Annotated in this window: 14 protein-coding genes; 11 read left to right on the forward strand and 3 right to left on the reverse strand. The window is 66.2% G+C overall.

Features of this window, described 5'->3' with window-relative positions; genetic code table 11:
- Nucleotides 1–96 precede the first annotated feature (96 nt).
- Nucleotides 97–1,479: a sodium/glutamate symporter gene (locus AC4ELS_RS08430; RefSeq protein ID WP_499046748.1), complete on the forward strand. Its 1,383-nt coding sequence runs from the start codon at nt 97–99 to the stop codon at nt 1,477–1,479.
- Nucleotides 1,480–1,510: 31 nt separating this feature from the next.
- On the opposite strand, the gene AC4ELS_RS08435 is transcribed toward AC4ELS_RS08430, so the two are convergent.
- Nucleotides 1,511–3,502 (reverse strand): OPT family oligopeptide transporter, encoded by a 1,992-nt coding sequence (locus AC4ELS_RS08435; RefSeq protein WP_499046750.1) that lies wholly within the window; start codon nt 3,500–3,502, stop codon nt 1,511–1,513.
- Nucleotides 3,503–3,648: 146 nt separating this feature from the next.
- On the opposite strand from AC4ELS_RS08435, the gene AC4ELS_RS08440 reads away from it, so the two are divergent.
- Nucleotides 3,649–4,503 (forward strand): hypothetical protein, encoded by an 855-nt coding sequence (locus AC4ELS_RS08440; RefSeq protein WP_499046752.1) that lies wholly within the window; start codon nt 3,649–3,651, stop codon nt 4,501–4,503.
- Between the two features lie 1,485 nt (nt 4,504–5,988).
- On the opposite strand, the gene AC4ELS_RS08445 is transcribed toward AC4ELS_RS08440, so the two are convergent.
- A complete protein-coding gene (locus tag AC4ELS_RS08445; protein WP_499046754.1) occupies nt 5,989–7,398 on the reverse strand; it encodes an ADP-ribosylglycohydrolase family protein in 1,410 nt (469 codons plus the stop codon).
- Nucleotides 7,399–7,466: 68 nt separating this feature from the next.
- Between AC4ELS_RS08445 and AC4ELS_RS08450 the strand changes: the two genes are divergently transcribed.
- Both AC4ELS_RS08450 and AC4ELS_RS08455 read left to right on the forward strand, forming a co-directional pair.
- On the forward strand, nt 7,467–8,126 hold the full coding sequence (locus AC4ELS_RS08450) for an NUDIX hydrolase (RefSeq protein WP_499046756.1): 660 nt from the start codon (nt 7,467–7,469) through the stop codon (nt 8,124–8,126).
- Between the two features lie 99 nt (nt 8,127–8,225).
- On the forward strand, nt 8,226–9,191 hold the full coding sequence (locus AC4ELS_RS08455; RefSeq protein WP_499046758.1) for a mechanosensitive ion channel family protein: 966 nt from the start codon (nt 8,226–8,228) through the stop codon (nt 9,189–9,191).
- On the opposite strand, the gene AC4ELS_RS08460 is transcribed toward AC4ELS_RS08455, so the two are convergent.
- Nucleotides 9,170–10,174: a metallophosphoesterase gene (locus AC4ELS_RS08460; protein WP_499046761.1), complete on the reverse strand. Its 1,005-nt coding sequence runs from the start codon at nt 10,172–10,174 to the stop codon at nt 9,170–9,172. The two genes, AC4ELS_RS08455 and AC4ELS_RS08460, sit on opposite strands and share 22 nt — an antisense overlap.
- Before the next feature lie 253 nt (nt 10,175–10,427).
- On the opposite strand from AC4ELS_RS08460, the gene AC4ELS_RS08465 reads away from it, so the two are divergent.
- From AC4ELS_RS08465 to AC4ELS_RS08495, 7 genes are all read left to right on the forward strand, one after another.
- Nucleotides 10,428–11,021, forward strand: a complete 594-nt coding sequence (locus AC4ELS_RS08465) for a DUF2510 domain-containing protein (protein ID WP_498885650.1) — start codon at nt 10,428–10,430, stop codon at nt 11,019–11,021.
- A gap of 82 nt (nt 11,022–11,103) precedes the next feature.
- Nucleotides 11,104–11,301: an antitoxin Phd gene (locus tag AC4ELS_RS08470; protein WP_163664361.1), complete on the forward strand. Its 198-nt coding sequence runs from the start codon at nt 11,104–11,106 to the stop codon at nt 11,299–11,301.
- Complete coding sequence (locus AC4ELS_RS08475; RefSeq protein WP_499046763.1) at nt 11,298–11,684, forward strand: type II toxin-antitoxin system death-on-curing family toxin; 387 nt, start codon at nt 11,298–11,300, stop codon at nt 11,682–11,684. Before AC4ELS_RS08470 ends, AC4ELS_RS08475 begins: the two co-directional genes overlap by 4 nt.
- A gap of 58 nt (nt 11,685–11,742) precedes the next feature.
- On the forward strand, nt 11,743–14,151 hold the full coding sequence (locus AC4ELS_RS08480) for an AAA family ATPase (RefSeq protein WP_499046765.1): 2,409 nt from the start codon (nt 11,743–11,745) through the stop codon (nt 14,149–14,151).
- 5 nt (nt 14,152–14,156) lie between these two features.
- Nucleotides 14,157–14,507, forward strand: coding sequence for a hypothetical protein (locus AC4ELS_RS08485; RefSeq protein ID WP_499046767.1), 351 nt, complete (start codon nt 14,157–14,159; stop codon nt 14,505–14,507).
- Nucleotides 14,508–14,537: 30 nt separating this feature from the next.
- Nucleotides 14,538–14,936: a hypothetical protein gene (locus AC4ELS_RS08490; protein WP_498885639.1), complete on the forward strand. Its 399-nt coding sequence runs from the start codon at nt 14,538–14,540 to the stop codon at nt 14,934–14,936.
- Nucleotides 14,937–15,032: 96 nt separating this feature from the next.
- Complete coding sequence (locus tag AC4ELS_RS08495) at nt 15,033–17,351, forward strand: esterase-like activity of phytase family protein (RefSeq protein ID WP_499046769.1); 2,319 nt, start codon at nt 15,033–15,035, stop codon at nt 17,349–17,351.
- Nucleotides 17,352–17,362: the final 11 nt, after the last annotated feature.

Consider the following 17,362-nt stretch of genomic DNA (forward strand, 5'->3'; position numbering starts at 1 on the left):
TGTGGAAGACTCCGGACGAGCCCGCGGTGCGCTGGTGATCGGGCGCCCGCTGCGGCTTCGTCCTGATGACGCCCGCGGCAGATGGGGGAACGCCCGATGATCGAGCGGCTGACCGACGCTCAAACAGTCGGCCTGGCGATGGCGATCCTGGGCGTCATGTTCATCGCCGGATGGCTGCTGCGTCGCATCCGTGTTCTGCGGGCGTTGTACATCCCGGCCAGCGTCGTCGCCGGATTCCTTGTATTGGCGCTCGGCCCCCAGGTCCTCGGCCGGATCACCGGGACGAACGGTCTGTTCCCCAGTGCCGTCGTGGACGTCTGGCGGGTGATGCCTGGCCTGATGATCAACGTCGTGTTCGGCGCGATCATGATCGGCAAAACGCTGCCCAGGCCCAGGCAACTGTGGCAGGCCGCTGCGCCCCACGCCCTGTTCGGTACGTTCCTCTCGCTGGGGCAGTTCGCCTTGGGAGGCGCCGCGGTGCTGCTGTTGCTCGAGCCCGTCTTCGATCTTCCGCCCGAATCCGGTTCCCTGCTGGAGATGTCGTTCGCCGGCGGCCACGGCACGATCGCCGGCATGGGCGAACTGCTGACCGACGCGGGAGCTCCCGAACTCATCGACGTGGGTCTCGCGCTCGCCACGATCAGCATGATCACCGGTGTCGTCGTGGGAACGGCCCTGGTGCGGTGGGCGGTGCGCAGCCCCAAAGTGACAGTGATGCGCAACTCGGTTCCCGAGGCCACCGAGGATTACGACGTCGACCGCGTCCACGTCTCACCGGCCGATCAGCGGCCCGTTTCCGATGCAGGCATCCATCCCGCCACGTTCGCTTTCGCGTTGATCGCCGCGGCGATCCTGGTGGCAGTCGGGCTGCTGTGGTTGTTGCGGGCAGCGGCGCACCTGTTCAGCTCGTACATCTTCGACACCTTTCCGCTGTTCCCCTTGGCGGTGATCGGCGGCTTCGTCGTTCAGTGGGTGGCCACCAGGACGGGGCAGGCGCACAAGATCGACAAACGGTCGGTCGCCGGCATTTCTTCGGTCGCACTGGACGCGCTGCTGGTGTGCGCGATCGGCACGATGTCCTTGTCGGTACTCGGCTCGAATGTGCCCGCAATACTCGTCTTCACCGTGATCGGCGTGCTGTGGAGCACGGTGGCCCTCCTGTGGTTAGGACGCCGATTTCATCCGACCCACTGGTTCGAGCACGCGATCGCCGATTTCGGACAGTCACAGGGCAATGTCGCCACCGGGTTCGTCCTGGCCGATATGGTCGACCCGGAGCGGCGCACGAGCACTGCTGACGACTACGGGTACAAGCAGCTGCCCTATGAGCCGATCCTCGGCGGCGGATTGCTCACCGCGATGTCCGTACCTCTGATCACCGGAATTGGATTGCCCGCCTTCACGATTGCCAGCTTCGTCTTGCTCGCTCTGGTGGGAGTGTGGGGGATGCGTCGCCGGAGCACAAACAAGGTGGCGTAGCGAAGCGGTGCGTGACGGGTTGTGACATCGCCTATGTCGACTGGACCGGGGCTGGCTCGCGCGCAGAGACCTTTCGCGTTCGCATGTACAGCCAGAGCAGCACCGCCGCGAACCCCGCGATCCCCACAACTTCGGCGAAAGTCCCGTCATTACCGGGGAAGATCGCGAACGGGTCGTCGCTCCCGGTGCCGGCGACGAACCCGGCGAAGACGACGCCGTAGAGGCTCTCGCCGACGATCATGCCGGTGGCCAGCAGCACGCCCAGGCGTTTCTTGCGGTCGACATCGCCACCGGTCCGGTCGGCACACTTGTTGTAGAACCAGCCCAGCAGCGAGCCGAGCGGGATGATCAGTGTCAGGCTCATGGGTAGGTACATGCCCATCCCGACGGCCAGCGGCGGCAGGCTGAACCGTGATGTGCGGGTGAGGATTTCGTCGACGATCACGATTGCCACCCCGATCGCGGCACCCAGTCCGATCAGCGACCAGTCCAGCGACCCGCCGAACACACCCTTGGCTAGTGACGAGATGAGCGCGGCCTGCGGGGCGGCCAGGGCGTGGTCGGTGGCCCCGGGCGCACCGAGGAAGCCGAAGGCCTGCTGCATCAGGTCGAGCACTGGCGGGATGATCGCCGACCCGAACAGCACTCCAATCACCAAGGCCACCTGCTGTTTCCACGGGGTAGCACCGACGAGTTGGCCGGTCTTGAGATCCTGCAGGTTGTCGTTGGAGATGGTGGCGACGCCGAAGGTGACGGCCGCGACGAACAGTGTGAAGGCCACCAGTGCGGTGGACTGGTCGTTGTCGGCGCGACCGAAGGCCACCTTGATCACGAGCGCGGCGATCAGCACGGTTAGGATGCCGACCCCGGATATGGGGCTGTTCGAGGAGCCGATCAGGCCGGCCATGTAGCCGCACACCGCGGCGATGATCAGGCCGATGACGAAGATGAACACCAGGCTCGCCACGATGATCCCGACCGAACTGCCCTGCAGCACGGTGCCGCGCGAAAAGTCCCACAGCAGCGCCGCGATCGGGATCAGCATCGCCACGATGACCCCCACGACGAGGGGGAACGGGATGTCGCGTTGGGTGATGTCGACCAGCTGGCCGCCACGCCGCTCCCGTGCCGAGGCCATCGCCTCGGTGATGCCTTTGACGATGGGGCGCAGGATCTTCAGCAGCGTCCACACCGCGGCCACCGCGATGGCGCCGGCGCCGATGAACCGCACCTCGTGCACGAACACGCCGTCGATCACGTCGGCCACCGGCTCGCCGGTGCCGAACGTGCCGATGGTGCGGATCGGCAGCAGCACCCCGAAGGAGATGACCAAGCCGACGAGCATGGCGATGCCGACGGTCATTCCGATCAGGTGCCCCACCCCGATCAGTGCCAGCGACAGGCTGGCGCCGAACATCGATCCGCCGGCACCGACGCGGAAGAACGCCGCGACATAGTTGGCCAGTACCTTCAGATTGGCCAGCAGTCCGAATCCGGCTGAGACCAGGGCGCCGAACGCGATGACCCGGATTCCGACGCGGTTCTCCTCGTGGCCCCGCGTGCTGTCCCCAACCTTGAGGACCTCGGCGGCGGCCACCCCTTCCGGATAGGGCAGATCCGAGCCGGTCACCAGGGCCCGGCGCAGCGGGATGGAGTACATGACGCCGAGGATGCCGCCGACCGCACACACCGCCACCGTCATCCAGTACGGGAACCCGGTCCACCAGCCGATCATGACCAGCCCGGGCAGCACGAAGATGATTGCCGACAGCGTGCCGGCTGCCGAGGCGACGGTCTGCACGATGTTGTTCTCGACGATGGAGTGATTGGCGAAGTTTCGCAGGATGGCCATCGAGATCACCGCGGCCGGGATGGCGGTGGCGAACGTCAGGCCGACTTTGAGACCGAGGTAGACGTTGGCGGCGGTGAACACCAGCGTGATCGCGCCGCCGAGCAGGATGCCGCGGATGGTTAGTTCACGCAGGGTCGGTGTGGTGGGGTGTGCGGAGCTTTCGACGGCCAACTCGGCTCCCTCTCGGTTGCTGGTGAGTACACGGTAGGCACTCGGCAGCCGCAACGCTGGGTGATCGGCTGAGTTGGCGTGATCGTGTGCTCGACAGCTAACTTTCTCAACCTCGAATTGTCATACCTCGATGGGATAATTGACGTATGTCGCAAACGGTTCATCACCGCCTCCACATCCTCGAAGCCGCAGATTGGAGGGACGGCATCATCACCCTGTTGGAGCCGCGCTCGCCGTACCGGCCGTGGCGTTACGCGTTCGGGGAGTCGCGTCCTGGCGACTACGCGCTCGTCGTGTTGGGCACCGATCCGGTCTCGGTGGTGACTCGGCTGGCCCGCATCGACCACGAGGGCGGCTTCGGCGGTGCGGTGCTGAATCCGTACGGCGTCGATCTGGTGGACCAGGCGACGCTGGCGATGGTGCTCGACCTCAGCGATGCGTTCGTCAGCTGGCGCCTCGATGACGACGACGCCGAGCGGGTGATCCTGGCGATCCACGAGAGTCCGGTGTACGGGGGACCGGAGAATCGCTGGGGGCATTCCTCGGTGGCGGCCGCACGCAATCTGCTGAAGTTCGACGGTGACTGCCACGGCTGTGGCGCGCCGATCGACCTGAGTGAGGCCGACGCCCGCGACCTGGTGCACATCCATACCGTCGACCCGTTGCCGCGGTGGCATCCGGATTCACCGATCCGATCCGCGGACAGTCCACGCGTGCGGGGGCCGTTCCGTGCGGCGGTGCGGGCAGTTGCCACGGACTGGCCGGCCGTCATCTGTCGACGCTGCCGTGACCGGATGCGTGACGGCAACTTCCGGTCGTTCATCGACTTCAAGTTCGCCCAGAACCCCGAATGTCCACAGTGTGGAGGGCTACGGACCCAGACGATCCAGTACGGCGATCCCGCCGATCCCCAGTCGTGGGGACCGTGGCTGCACATCGGCGGCTGCTGCCCCAGGGATGAGAAGTGGTGGTGCACCGTGTGTGACCACGCGTGGTGGTGAGCGCCAGAGACGAATTGTCGGGGTGCCGTGCCATTCTGGTCGGCTCACATGAGGAGGGGGCCAGATGACTTGGATTTGGGTAGCCGCTACCACGCTGATGACGTGGTCCGTGTTCGGGATCTCGCTGCTCGGCGCGACGGCCTTTCACAGCCGGCGCTGGGAACAGGAATTCGCGAAGGCCGCGAGCCAGGAAGAGGAACGCCGCGGACTCAGCGACAGAAAGTTGTCGCGCAACGAGCACGACGCCGTCGACACGATGAAGGGGCGAAAGTCCCCGCATCCCGACAATCTCGCGGCTCCATTCCACGGGCTCGGACTACGCGCATTCACCGTCTTGGCTGGGTACAGCGACCCTCGGGAGTTGGCGATGCTCGTTGCGGACCGCCGTAGGGAGCTGCTCGGCCGGGCGCTGGAACGCCAGGCCGCGCAGGCACGTCGGTTCACGACAGTGCGCTGGGCTGTGCACGTCTGGGTTGTTCAAAAGCGGCTGAGCCGAACAGAAGTAGCAGTGAAAGGAATCGTGTGGTTGGGGCGTCGGTCAGTGAACGAGGTCACCGCGATCGTCAAGGAGTACTCGACCAAGCTCGGCGTGATTGCGGTCTTTGTCAGCTCACCGTACTGGCTGCTTACCCGGGATCACGCTGGCGCGTTGGCGGCGCCAGACCTCATCGGGCTCTTGACGAAATTGGTCTTGCCGGGCCTCGTCCTGTGGGCGATCGGTGTCCTGCTGTGCCGGATTCTCGTCGCTCATGCCGGGTCCCCGCGGACCTGGCCGCGCCGAAAGGTCGTCGGCGCGTCGCTCACAGCGTTCGTCTGCATTGCTGCGGGTGCCGGAGCCCAACTGGTCAGCTCATTGGTCGCGGATCAAAATTGGAGCTTGTGGTCCTACGCGGATGACCACTCGCACAACAACATCCGGATTGGCGCTGCGATCGCTTCGATGACCTTGCTGTGGATGACGATCGTGGCGGCGCGGAGCGTACTCAACCGGCGCTTGCTCACCAGTGAGCGAATCGCAGCCGTCGCACTGAGTGCTGTCCTGCTCGCGAGCAGCCTCCTTGCCGTCGGCGTCGTTTTCGCTGGCGCGGTCGCATCCTTGCTGCGAACCGTAGCGATCTCGTTTTTCGTGTTGGGTTGCCTGATTTTCTCGGCGAGTTGGGTGTTCAAGGCATACGAGTGTTTTGGCCGCTACACGAGCCTGGCCCGTGCCGGCATGGAGGTTCCTCTGCGTGGGTTCTCACGATGGCTGCTCGGGGTTTGGCTCTTGTCCGTGACCGCCATTGTCGTCTGCGCCGGTACTCCTGCTGCCACGGACAACACCGCCGTCGGCCTGGTGTTGATCGTGCCGGCGATGGTCACCGCGTTGGGGACGGTGCCCGTAATGGTGGGTACCGTGTTGTTCGTACGCCGAGTCAACACCTACTTCGAGCGGCACGCGACGGCAGAGGCCGCGAACAACCTTTCCGGCCAGTCCTCGGGCGAGGATCAACGATTACCCAACCGCCGCAAGGCCTCCCGGAACACCGGGTTCGGATTGGCGTCGGGCAACGCCTCAAGGACGTCGGCCAATGCCTGCTCAGCTCCGACGCCCGAGCGCTCAGCACCGTAGATCGCCGCCACTGTGGGCGTGCGGCTGTAGGACTCGACGCAGTGCACCAGCACCGTGTGACCCTGCGCGCGCAGCTCTTCGATGGCACCCACCGTGTCGAGCAGCACGAAATCCAGATGGGGATTCTCGTCGAAGTCGGTCTTGTCGATCAGTCGCGCCTCGACATGCGGCATGCCCTCGGGCACATCGCTTTCCGCGATCCGGCACAGCGACACCACCGCACTCACCTCGGCCGGAAGTTTCCGCAACGCGCCCACGCTGCCCAGCAGAACCCCCGGGTCGTGCGGGTGAGAGACGAGGATGTCGGCGCGCGACCACGAGTAATCCGGGTCGGTGCTCGGCTTCTTCTGTTCGATCGCCGTCGTCAACGTCACCAGCCCACGTGCCCGCATCCCGGGCCAACCGTGCAGCAGGGTTCGCCACTGCAACGGGACCGCGGACGCCCCGTACGCGGCGCCGAGCAGTCCGCCGGCAATTGCGGCCACCGTGTCGGTGTCATTTCCGGAGCGCACGGCCGCATCGATCCCGCGACGCAGGTGCTCGGGACCGCGACCGTCGGCGGCGGTCGTGACGATCGCCGACCATGCCGCCTGCAGCGCCCCCACCACCCACCCGTTCTTCGGGAAATCCGCGGGACGGGAAGCCTCGGCCTCGTCGAGTCGCTGGATCCACAGGGCGCGACGATCGGGGTCGAGGTGGTGCAGGCCGATTCGGACATCGAGCTCGGTGGTCAGCACGGCATGACGAATTGCGCTGCACCACAACACCGTGGCGTCGGCGGCATCGGCCTCGAAATGAGTGAGTCCGCTGATCGCACGAGCCGCCTCGACCATGGCGTCCTCGTCATCGAGGTAGGCGATGGCCACCGGCGCGGTCCGCATCAGCGATCCGTTGCCGCCGCTGCGACCCTCGCGTGCGTGCACATCCGCCGCTGCCGCCCGCGCAGCGTCGGCGGTGATGGTGCCGCCACGGCCCGCGGCGCGGAGCACCGACCGGGTCTGGATCCCGACATCCTTTGCAACCAGCGACCATTCGTACCAGCGCTTCACGATCGCGTCCTGCGCCTCGAGATCCCGCAAATCGGCACCGGTGGCGGCGACTTCCGCGATCGCGATCGCCATCGAGGTGTCGTCGGTCCATTCCCCGGGCTCCCAGGGGCCGCCGCCGACCATCTCGACCGGCAGTTCCGGTCCGCGCGCCGGCTGGAACTCGTACGGTGCCCCCAGTGCGTCGCCCGCTGCGGTGCCCAGCAGTACGCCCTCAACGCGGTCGTTCAGTGATGCCATGATGGCCCCTCCTCGATATTGCGCAAATACGCGCTAATTAGTGAAGAACTGTACGCTGAGGTACTGACATGGACAAGCACGAGTATGGGGACACCAGCGGCAAGGGGCTGGAGGACTACCCGCGACCCTCGGTCGCGGTCGATACCGCCGTGCTGACCGTCGACCCCGCCGCCGGCCTGGTGGTGCTGCAGGTCCGTCGCACACGGGGGCGTGGCTGGGCTTTGCCGGGCACATTCCTGCACGAGGGGGAGCTCCTCGCCGATGCGGTCCGGCGATCGCTGGCGGACAAGGCCGACGTCCACGGGCTTAACCCGCGGCAACTCCACGTGTTCGACGCGCTGAAGCGCGACGACCGGGGTCGGGTGTTGTCCGTCGCGCACCTCGCCGTTGTCCCGGCAGAACGCCTGGCGACGCGCGCAGCGGAGACGACCCGCCTGGTGACGACCGATATCCGCGGTGGGCTGGTCTTCGACCACGACGACATCATCGAGCTGGCAGTCGCGGACGTGCGGGCCCGCTACGAAAAGTCTCCGGACCCCGACCACCTGCTGGGGGACACGTTCAGCCTGCGTGACCTGCGGCTGACCCACGAAGCGGTTGCGGGACATCTGCTGCAGCGCGACAACTTCCGGCGCGCGATGGTTGATCAACTCGAAGCGACCGGCGACTTCACCGCCGGTGGCCGCGGGCGCCCCGCCGAGCTGTTCCGGCGCGCTGCGTCGACGTGACGTCGAATCCGACTGGTGTATAAGCGGTTTGCTGTGTTGCCGACGTAAGCTGCTGTCCTCGTTCGACGTGGGCGTCAGTTCTGCCGTACGGTCGAAAATATGGCTGTGTACAACCAGGCTTTCGAATGGACAGAGACGAATCGACATTGGCTGATCGAGGTTCCGGTTCGAGTCGCGGCGTACATCGTCGTTGCGTTAATCATTCGGTATTTGCTGCATCGCATGATCGACCGCGCGACCACCGGCAGGACCAAGAAATCCAGTAGCACGGAACTGGAAGGGCAAGCGAAAAAGCCTCCACTGCTGCGCTACTTGCGTGATCGAGCCTCGGCGACGACCAACGGTATACGGGCGGCCGAGCGCCGTCAGCAGCGCGCGCAGACCATCGGCTCGGTGCTCAAATCGACGGTGTCGATTGTGCTGCTGGTCTGGGTCGTGCTGGCGCTGCTCAGCGTGCTCGGGGTGAACATCGCACCATTCATCGCCTCGGCCGGCGTGGTCGGGCTCGCGATCGGCTTCGGCGCCCAGAACCTGGTCCGCGATTTCGTCAGCGGCGTGTTCATGCTGCTGGAGGACCAGTACGGCGTCGGCGACAACGTGGACCTCGGCGAGGTTTCCGGGGAGGTGCAGTCTGTCGGGCTGCGGATCACCACGGTCCGCGACATCGACGGCACGCTCTGGTACGTCCGCAACGGTGAGATCGCGCGCGTCGGGAACATGAGCCAGGACTACGCCGTGGCCCGCGTCGAGGTACCCGTCGCGCTGACCGCAGACGTGGACCGCGCCGAACAGGTCGCCGTCGAAGCCGCCCACGAGGTCATCGCCGATCCGTCGATGGCCGGCAAGGTCATCGGCGAACCGGAGATGCTCGGTGTGCAATCACTGGCGGCCGACCAGCTCACGTTGCGGATGACCCTGAAGACCCGGCCGAATGCGCAATGGTCGGTGCAGCGCAAGCTCCGTCGGGAAATCCTGCGCGCCTACGACGAGAACGGCATCGATCTGCCCTACCCGCAGGGCCGGATTCACGCGCTCGTCGGCGGTCAGGAGACCAACGGCACGTAATTGGCTGGGTTGATCCGCGTCTCGCCCGATGACCATCGATACGCGGTCAGCGCCCCGCCTCTCACCGCGCTGAAGTCCACGCACGCGGTGTACTCCGTCCAGTCGTGCAAATGCTCCGGGGAGCCTTGCCGCCAGTAATGCCCGTAGAACACCGGTACCCCCGGCGGGTACACGTAGGACAGGTCACTTCCCGACAGGTCCAATTCGGGCAGCGGCGGGTAGGGCTCTCCGGCCTCGGTGGTGAAGTTTCCGCCCATCTCGGCGAAGTCGCGCAGAGTGACGGCATCGCTGTTCCACCACCGCATGCGCGCGTTGCCGCGCGGGATCCCGTCCTTGTCGAGGTACTTGCTCTGACCGTGGTCGAGCAGACTGATCTCGGGCCCCTTCAGCAGCGTCTCGACCGCCTCATACAGCGGATCACCTTCGGCGGTGGCCGCCACAAGATGGTCCTGTTCGGTGAACGGGGTGGTCGAACCGCATTGCCGGTCGACCACCGCCATCGAGTCCGGGTGCCAGCACGCATGCACGACGCGCAGGTCCCCCAAGTCCAGCCACAGCGGAATCGTGGCGAACCAGTCCAGATACCGACGCCGGTCGGCACCCGTGACCTGGGCCAGAAACGCCGCATGCTGCTTGGTGTTCTTCGCCGACCACGGGCTGTCCGGGTCATCGTGAGCCCGCAGAAACTTCCCGCTCCCGAGCGGCCACTCGGTGTCATAGGCGAGCGCGTTGAATTCGTGATTGCCCATCACGATCCGTGCGCTGCCCGCATCGACCATGTCCTTGGCGGTCTGCAGCACCTGCAGCTGTTCGTCGCCGCGGTCGATCAGATCACCGACGAAGATCGCCTGACGCTCGGGATGCCGGTATTCGCTTGTGCTGCTGCGCTTCCGGTAGCCGAGCTCGGTCAGCAACGCCTCCAGCTGGGTGGCGCATCCGTGGACGTCGCCGATGATGTCGTAACCCTGGGCGGAATCGGTCATGTGGGACTCCAAATCTTCCAAGCGATGGTCTTGTTGCCGGGTCGTGTGCCGGCGGCGGGAGAGATCGCAAACATCGGTGCGCATCACATTCGCTGCCCTGGTTCGGAGCGCGGCGCATCTCTTGACCTATCTCGACGATAGCCGCGTGCACCGACAAGTACCGCACATCGAGAGATCGGGACTTGTCGGCGGCAAGTGTCATTCTGTGCGGCTCGGATGAGCGCGGTACCACCGCTGACGAGAGGAATGACCAATGGCAACCCACACAAACCCCGGTTGGTATCCGGATCCCGAGGGGCAACCCGGTCAGCGCTACCACGACGGCCGTCGTTGGACCCAGCACTTTGTGCCCACCCCTCCGCCGGTCCCGGCGCCGGTACCCGCCGCGCCGGCCGTTGCCGTGGCCGTCGCGAACGGCGGCGGGGCCAACCACGGTCTGCACCTCGTGCTGACGCTGCTGAGCTGCGGGGCGTGGTTGCCGATCTGGATCCTCGTCGCCCTGTTCAGCGGAGGTTCGTCGTCCTCGGTGGCAGTGGCCGGCCCCGGCGCCTCGGTCCAGAGCGCCAACCGTCGGCCCGCGCTGGTGGTGGTATCCGTGCTGGGCGGGCTGTTCGTACTCGGCGTGATCGCCGAACACCCTTGGCTGATCGGAGTTTTGGCAGTGGTCGGGGTGGTGGCCGGCGTCGGCGTCTGGGCACTCAAGTCCGCCCAGCAACGCGAGGGGCAGCAGCGCACCGAGCAGTTCCGACGCGACATGCTCGCCGACCGCGCCGACTACGAGGACCAGCTGTACCAGGAGGGCGACCCGCGCGGAGTGCACGGTCGCTACCCGCCGCCGCCGGAGTAAGGATCTGCGGCATCCTCGCTGTTGGGTGAGGGTTTCGCCAAATTGGTACCTGATTTGGTACCAACAGGATTACCCTCATCTCATGCCTTCATTGAACCTGGACTTCGACGACGCCGAAATGGAGCAGATTCGGGCCGCGGCCCGAGCCGACGACCTGTCGTTGAAGAAGTTCGCGCACGCGGCCGTCATTGAGCGCGCCAGCATGCACAAGCGCAGAGTGGCTGAGGCGGCGCGGGTCGTGGCCCAGCGTTCGGCCGAACTCAACCGACGTTTGGCGTGATCGAGTATCTCGACCGCGATGACGTACTGACCGCTGGGTCAATCGCGTTCGGCGGTGAACTGCAGGTGCGTGACTATGGCCTGCTCGACGCGGCCGTCGCGCGGCCGCGGGCGACTCTGTACGGAGTGGACGCGTATCCGCAGGTGTGGGAGAAGGCTGCGGCGGTGTTGCAGTCCTTGACCCGCAATCATGCTCTGGTGGAGGAGAACGAGCGCACGGCCTGGGCGTCGGCGTGGACGTTCTTGCACATCAACGGGATTGAACTCGCACCCGATTTCGACATCGATAGGGCAGAGATTCTGATGAACGAGGTGGCGACCCAGGATGGTGAGCTGGGTGAGATCGTCGCTGCACTGTTGAGTTTTAGCGTCGCCGGCACGTGATACGACCCCAACTGACGATCCCGACAAATTTGTCGGATGAAGGCTGTTAAATCGTTGCATGCCGCAAGAGGGTGGGCCCGCCGCAGGTGCCGAACAGTCCGTCCACGACGTCATCTTGGAACTCCTCGGAGCCGACGACGCGCTGTCCGACGGGGCTAAGGACGTCGTGCTGAGCGCCCTGGCGGAGGTGTCCGGCGGCACCGACGACGCCGCGGAAACCAGCCCGGCGCCAACATTTCTCAGCTCGATCGCGGTCTCCGGATTCCGCGGTGTCGGCCCGTCGGCGCGGCTGGACCTGTTCCCGGCTCCGGGTCTGATGGTGGTCAGTGGCCGCAACGGTTCCGGAAAATCCAGCTTCGCCGAGGCGCTGGAACTCACGCTCACCGGCACGAGCTACCGCTGGAACAAGAAGGAGAGCCTGTGGGCCGAGGCCTGGCAGAACCTCCACCACCCCGACCCGTGCCAGATCCAGGTCGGGTTCACCCGCGAGGCGGCCGGTCCGTTCACCGTCGGGGTCGACTGGGGCCAGGGCGCGAAGCTGGACAACTGCACCACCTGGACACAGGCCGGCGGGAGTAAGCGGGTCGACGGCACCGCAGCCCTGGGCTGGACGCGGGCCCTCGAACTGCACCGACCGCTGCTGTCCTACGAGGAACTCGGTCGACTGTTCGACGGCGGGCCGTCGGCGTTGTACGACGCGCTGGCCAAACTGCTGGGGCTCGACGCGCTCGCCGACACCGAGAAGCTGCTGGCCGCACACCTCAAGGCGATCAGGACCGCCAGTGACACCGCCGACGCCGAACGTAGGCGCGTGCAGGCTGCGTTGGCCGGGCAGTCCGATGAACGCGCCGAGCGCGCCGCCAAACTCCTGCGCAAACACCGTGTGCCCCTTGATGATGTCCGCGCTCTGGCCACCGGAGGGGGCGAGGCCCACACCGACGTGATGCCTGCCCTGCGGGCCGTGGCCCAGCTGGAGACGCCGACCATCGAGAGCATCGAGGAGGTGACGCGGCAACTACGCACCGCCGCCAAGGCTGCGGCCGACTCCGCGACCGCCGCGATCGACCTCACCAGTCAGCGTGTCGACCTGTTGCGCACCGCGCTGCGTTTTCACGAACAGGGCGGTGACGCCGACTGCCCGGTGTGCGCGCAGGGGCGCCTCGACGCGGAGTGGGCCACGGCTGCGCAGCACAGCATCGCGCAGAGCGAAGAACTGCTGGACGAATACCGTGCCACGGCACAACAACTCAAAATCGCTCGGGCGAATCTCACCAACCTGATCCAGGGACTGACCTCGGCGGCCGCAGTGCCCGGCGTCGAACTCGCAGCCCTCGCGGGCTACAACGATGCGGTGGCCGCGGCACGGAAGATCCCGGTCGGGGACGACGCGCTCGCGGCACACGCCGAGTCGACGCTGACCGAGGTGATCGCCACCGCCGAATCGCTGCGCGCCGAAGCAGCCGACGAACTCGCGCGACGCGAGACCGCATGGGCGCCACTGGCGGCCCAGCTGGGTGGCTGGGTTGGGCTAGAAGAGCAGGCCCGGGCGGTGGACGACGAGCTCAACGCCGTTTCCAAGGCCAAGAAGTGGGTCAACGAGCATGCTGCTGCCTTCCGCAATCTGCGGCTCAAACCCATTGCGGCCCAAGCCCGCGACATCTGGCACCAGCTCCGCCAGGAAAGCAACGTCGACCTCGTCGAGATCTCCCTGGAAGGGACGTCCACCCGACGCAAGGTGGTGCTCGAAGGCGCCGTGGACGGCAAGCCCACCAAGGCGCTCTCGGTGATGAGCCAGGGCGAACTGCACGCGCTGGCACTGGCGTTGTTCCTGCCGCGCGCGACCTCAGCGAAGAGTCCGTTCCGCTTCGTGGTCCTCGATGACCCCATCCAGGCTATGGACCCGTCGAAGATCGACGGATTCGTCCAGGTGCTCTGCGAGATCGCCAAGACCCATCAGGTCATCGTCTTCTCCCACGACGACCGGCTGGCCTCGGTTATCCGGGAAACCGGGGTCGACGCCCGGCTCGTCGAAGTGGTCCGTGAGACGGGATCGCGAGTCACCGTGCGTGACAACGTGAATCCAGCGCTGCGTCAGGTCGACGACATCTTCGCGCTGATCAAAGACGCCAAGATGCCCGAGGACATCAAAGGCCGGGCCGCGCCGGCACTGTTCCGGATGGCGTTGGAATCCGCTGCCAAGCAGACCTTCTATGCCAAGCAGGCACTGGCCGGCCGCGCACTCACCGAATCCGAGGACAAATGGGCGTCGGCCAAGAAGACCTCGAACCGGCTGGCGCTGGCGATCCACGGCGACCCGCAGGTCGATCTGACGCAATGGCTCAAGCCGGAACGCAAACGGGCACTGCGGATCTGCAACGCCGGCGCGCACGGCGACGCGAAACCGGTCTCCATCCACGATGCCCGGGATCTCGAGAAAACGGTGCTCGACGTGCTGGCGCTGCGATGAGTCCGATGAGTGCCATGGACCTGCTCGGCCAGGCGCAACGTGTTCTGCAGGCTCCGGGCTCGGCAGAGGGGCTGTCGTCCCGGGTGGCGGCGTTCCTGGCCCGTCAGGCCCTGGAAACGATCATCGATCAGCGATGCGCAGCCCTCAAGGCGGACGCGCCCTGGGCGAATTCGCGCAGCAAGCTCGTCGTGCTCAAGTCCCTGGACACCGCCGAGGCCGCCGACCGGGCGGCGCTCGCGTGGAACCGCCTCAGCGTCGCCTGCCACGTGCATGCCTTCGAGATGCAACCGTCCAGCGCCGAGGTTGAGTACCTGTGCGGCGTGGTCGCATCGTTGATTCCCGCCGAGTCCTTCTGAAAGACCCGACAGCGGAACTATGATCGGCACATGGCTCGGGCCAGTTTGGTGTTGTTGTCAGGAATCGTGATCGCGGGCGCTATCGCGACACCCGCCCACGCCGATCCGGCGCCGCCATGCTCCTTCACGCTGTCGCCGCCCGCTGTCGTTCATGTCGACGGCGCCGACATGGTCAGCGTGACCGTATCGCCGGACGCGTGCGGAGCGCCGGCTGATCCGCGCTTCAGCGTCGCCTGCGTGCAACGTCAGGACAACGCTTCACCCATCCAATGCAACCAGGGCAGGGGAGCTCAACCGGCGCACGTGCGCACGCCCTACCGGCCCGGAGCGACCTACGTGTCCACCGGCCGGGCATGCGGCGGGTGGATGGGCATCGCGGAGATCGCACCGCAGTGCCAGGTGCTCGGCCCGCTCTCGGCGCCGCTGTAGCCACGCGTCGCTCTCCGTTCATCTGTGCAATCCCTGTCAGTCACCTGTGCGAGGCAGGCTCGTGCGACGCACCGGCACAACTGAAGAGGGTGACGAATGACAACGGCGAGACGGGCCGCAGCAATGACGACGGCGGCAGCGCTGATCCTGGCGGGCTGCACCACCGAGGACCGCAAGCCAGAATCGAGCACCACGAAGGCGACCTCGCCGATCGACTGGAACCTGCCCGACTCGGACCGCTACCACCGCACCGCCACGTATCCGGTGTACCTCAACAAACCTGCTGAGGATCCGGCCGAGAAGGAGACCGTCGCCGAGATCTCCACCGTCACCCCCGACGGCAACACGGTCATCTACACCGACGCGGCCGGCAAGCGCATCGGCTTCCTCGACATCACAGATCCCGCCAAACCCGTTGGTAAAGGCACACTTTCCCTCACCGAGCTGGGCCATAATGATGACCAGCCGACGTCGGTGGCGGCCGTGAAAGATCGCGTCCTCGTCGTCGTCGACACCACCGGTGGCGACTTCGCGCACCCCTCCGGCCGCGTCGACATCGTCCGGACCGCCGACCGCACCCGCGTGCACAGCATCGACCTGGGCGGTCAGCCCGACTCGATCGCCATCAGCCCCGACGGCACGTTCGCCGCGATCGCCATGGAGAACCAGCGCAACGAGGAGTTCACCCCGCCGGGCAAGGAGGAAGGCGACCTGCCCCAGCCGCCGACCGGATTCGTGCAATTGATCGACCTCACGGGCCCGCCGAACAGCTGGACGCCCCGCAAGGTGGATTTCGATGTCGACGCGGCGCGGAAAGCCGGTCTGGACACCCCCGAAGACCTCGAACCCGAATACGTCAGCATCAACACCCGCGGCCAGGTCGCGGTGACGCTGCAGGAGAACAACGGCATCGCCGTCCTCGACGGCCACACCGGCACGGTCACCAAGATCTTCAGCGCCGGAAGCCAATCCGTCGACGGCATCGACACCAAAGAAGACGACACGATCGATCAGACCGGTTCGATCAAAGACACCCCGCGGGAGCCCGACGCCATCGGCTGGATCGGCGACGACTACTTCGCCACCGCCAACGAAGGCGACTGGAAGGGCGGCACCCGCGGCTGGACGATCTTCGACGCCAACACCGGCAAGGTGGTGTGGGACGCCGGCAACTCCTTCGAACAACTCGCGGTGCGCACCGGCCTGCACATCGAAGGGCGCGCCGAGGCCAAAGGCCCCGAGCCGGAAGGCCTGGCCATCACCACCATCGGTGGTCGCCGCACCGCGCTGATCGCATCGGAGCGCAGCAACTTCGTCGCCGTCTACGACGTCAGTGAACCGGCCGCTCCGAGGTTCCGGCAGATCCTGCCGACCACGCCCGGCCCCGAAGGGGTGCTGCCGATCCCGTCGCGGAACCTGCTGGCCATCTCCTCAGAGGCCGACGATGCCGAGGCCCACGTGCGAGCCTCGGTCAACCTCTACGGCTACGGCGACGCTTTCAAAGCCGCAGGCAAACCGGACTTTCCCTCCATTGTGTCCGGCGACATCGACGGCAAGCCGATCGGCTGGGGTGCTCTCGGAGCACTGTCGGCCGACCCGCAAGACGGCAACCGGCTCTACACCGCCACCGACAGCGCCTACGGCCCGGCCCGCATCCTCGGCCTGGACGTAGCACAGAAGCCCGCGCTGATCGACACCCAACTGCCCATCACCGAGGACGGCAAGCCGGTCACCCTCGACACCGAGGGCGTATCCGCCCGCCCGGACGGCGGTTTCGTGCTGGCGGTCGAAGGCGAAGACGGCCCCGGTAACCAGCTGGTCTACGTCGCCGCCGACGGCCGGATCGAGAAGCGGGTGCCGCTGCCCAAAGACATTGCCGCCCAGCTGGGTAGTCAGGGCTTCGAAGGAGTCGCTGTCGATGGAGACGCCGTCTGGGTGGCGCTGCAACGTGAGCTCAAGTCCGACCCGTCGGGCGTGGCCCGCATCGGCCGCTACACGCCGGCAGGGGACAAGTGGGAATGGTTCGGCTACCAGTTGGAGTCCACCGACACCAAGGACGACTGGATCGGGGTCTCCGAAATCGCCGTCCACAACGGTGAATTGCTGATCCTTGAGCGCGACAAACTCAACGGACCCGACGCACGGCTCAAAGTGCTGTACCGCGTGACGATTCCCGACGGCCCGGGCGTGACCTCCGCTGCCGACAAGCCGGATGTTCTGCCGAAGACGTTGGCCCGCAATCTGGTGCCGGATCTGCAGGCCACCAACGGTTATGTGCAGGAGAAGGTCGAGGGTTTCGCGATCGCCGGCAACCAGAACCTGTACGTGGTCACCGACAACGACGGGCTCGACGACGCCAACGGCGAGACGGTGTTCCTCGATCTCGGCCCGGCGGCGGAGGCGTTGACAGGATAGTTCCGGTTCCC

The organism is Mycobacterium shunyiense, assembly GCF_058270035.1.

What these genes read in the sequence shown, in the direction of transcription:
- AC4ELS_RS08430 (WP_499046748.1), top strand. Translation starts at nt 97, where the DNA reads ATGATCGAGCGGCTGACCGACGCTCAAACAGTCGGCCTGGCGATGGCG.
- AC4ELS_RS08440 (WP_499046752.1), top strand. Translation starts at nt 3,649, where the DNA reads ATGTCGCAAACGGTTCATCACCGCCTCCACATCCTCGAAGCCGCAGAT.
- AC4ELS_RS08445 (WP_499046754.1), bottom strand. Translation starts at nt 7,398, where the DNA reads ATGGCATCACTGAACGACCGCGTTGAGGGCGTACTGCTGGGCACCGCA.
- AC4ELS_RS08450 (WP_499046756.1), top strand. Translation starts at nt 7,467, where the DNA reads ATGGACAAGCACGAGTATGGGGACACCAGCGGCAAGGGGCTGGAGGAC.
- AC4ELS_RS08455 (WP_499046758.1), top strand. Translation starts at nt 8,226, where the DNA reads ATGGCTGTGTACAACCAGGCTTTCGAATGGACAGAGACGAATCGACAT.
- AC4ELS_RS08460 (WP_499046761.1), bottom strand. Translation starts at nt 10,174, where the DNA reads ATGACCGATTCCGCCCAGGGTTACGACATCATCGGCGACGTCCACGGA.
- AC4ELS_RS08465 (WP_498885650.1), top strand. Translation starts at nt 10,428, where the DNA reads ATGGCAACCCACACAAACCCCGGTTGGTATCCGGATCCCGAGGGGCAA.
- AC4ELS_RS08470 (WP_163664361.1), top strand. Translation starts at nt 11,104, where the DNA reads ATGCCTTCATTGAACCTGGACTTCGACGACGCCGAAATGGAGCAGATT.
- AC4ELS_RS08480 (WP_499046765.1), top strand. Translation starts at nt 11,743, where the DNA reads ATGCCGCAAGAGGGTGGGCCCGCCGCAGGTGCCGAACAGTCCGTCCAC.
- AC4ELS_RS08485 (WP_499046767.1), top strand. Translation starts at nt 14,157, where the DNA reads ATGAGTGCCATGGACCTGCTCGGCCAGGCGCAACGTGTTCTGCAGGCT.
- AC4ELS_RS08490 (WP_498885639.1), top strand. Translation starts at nt 14,538, where the DNA reads ATGGCTCGGGCCAGTTTGGTGTTGTTGTCAGGAATCGTGATCGCGGGC.
- AC4ELS_RS08495 (WP_499046769.1), top strand. Translation starts at nt 15,033, where the DNA reads ATGACAACGGCGAGACGGGCCGCAGCAATGACGACGGCGGCAGCGCTG.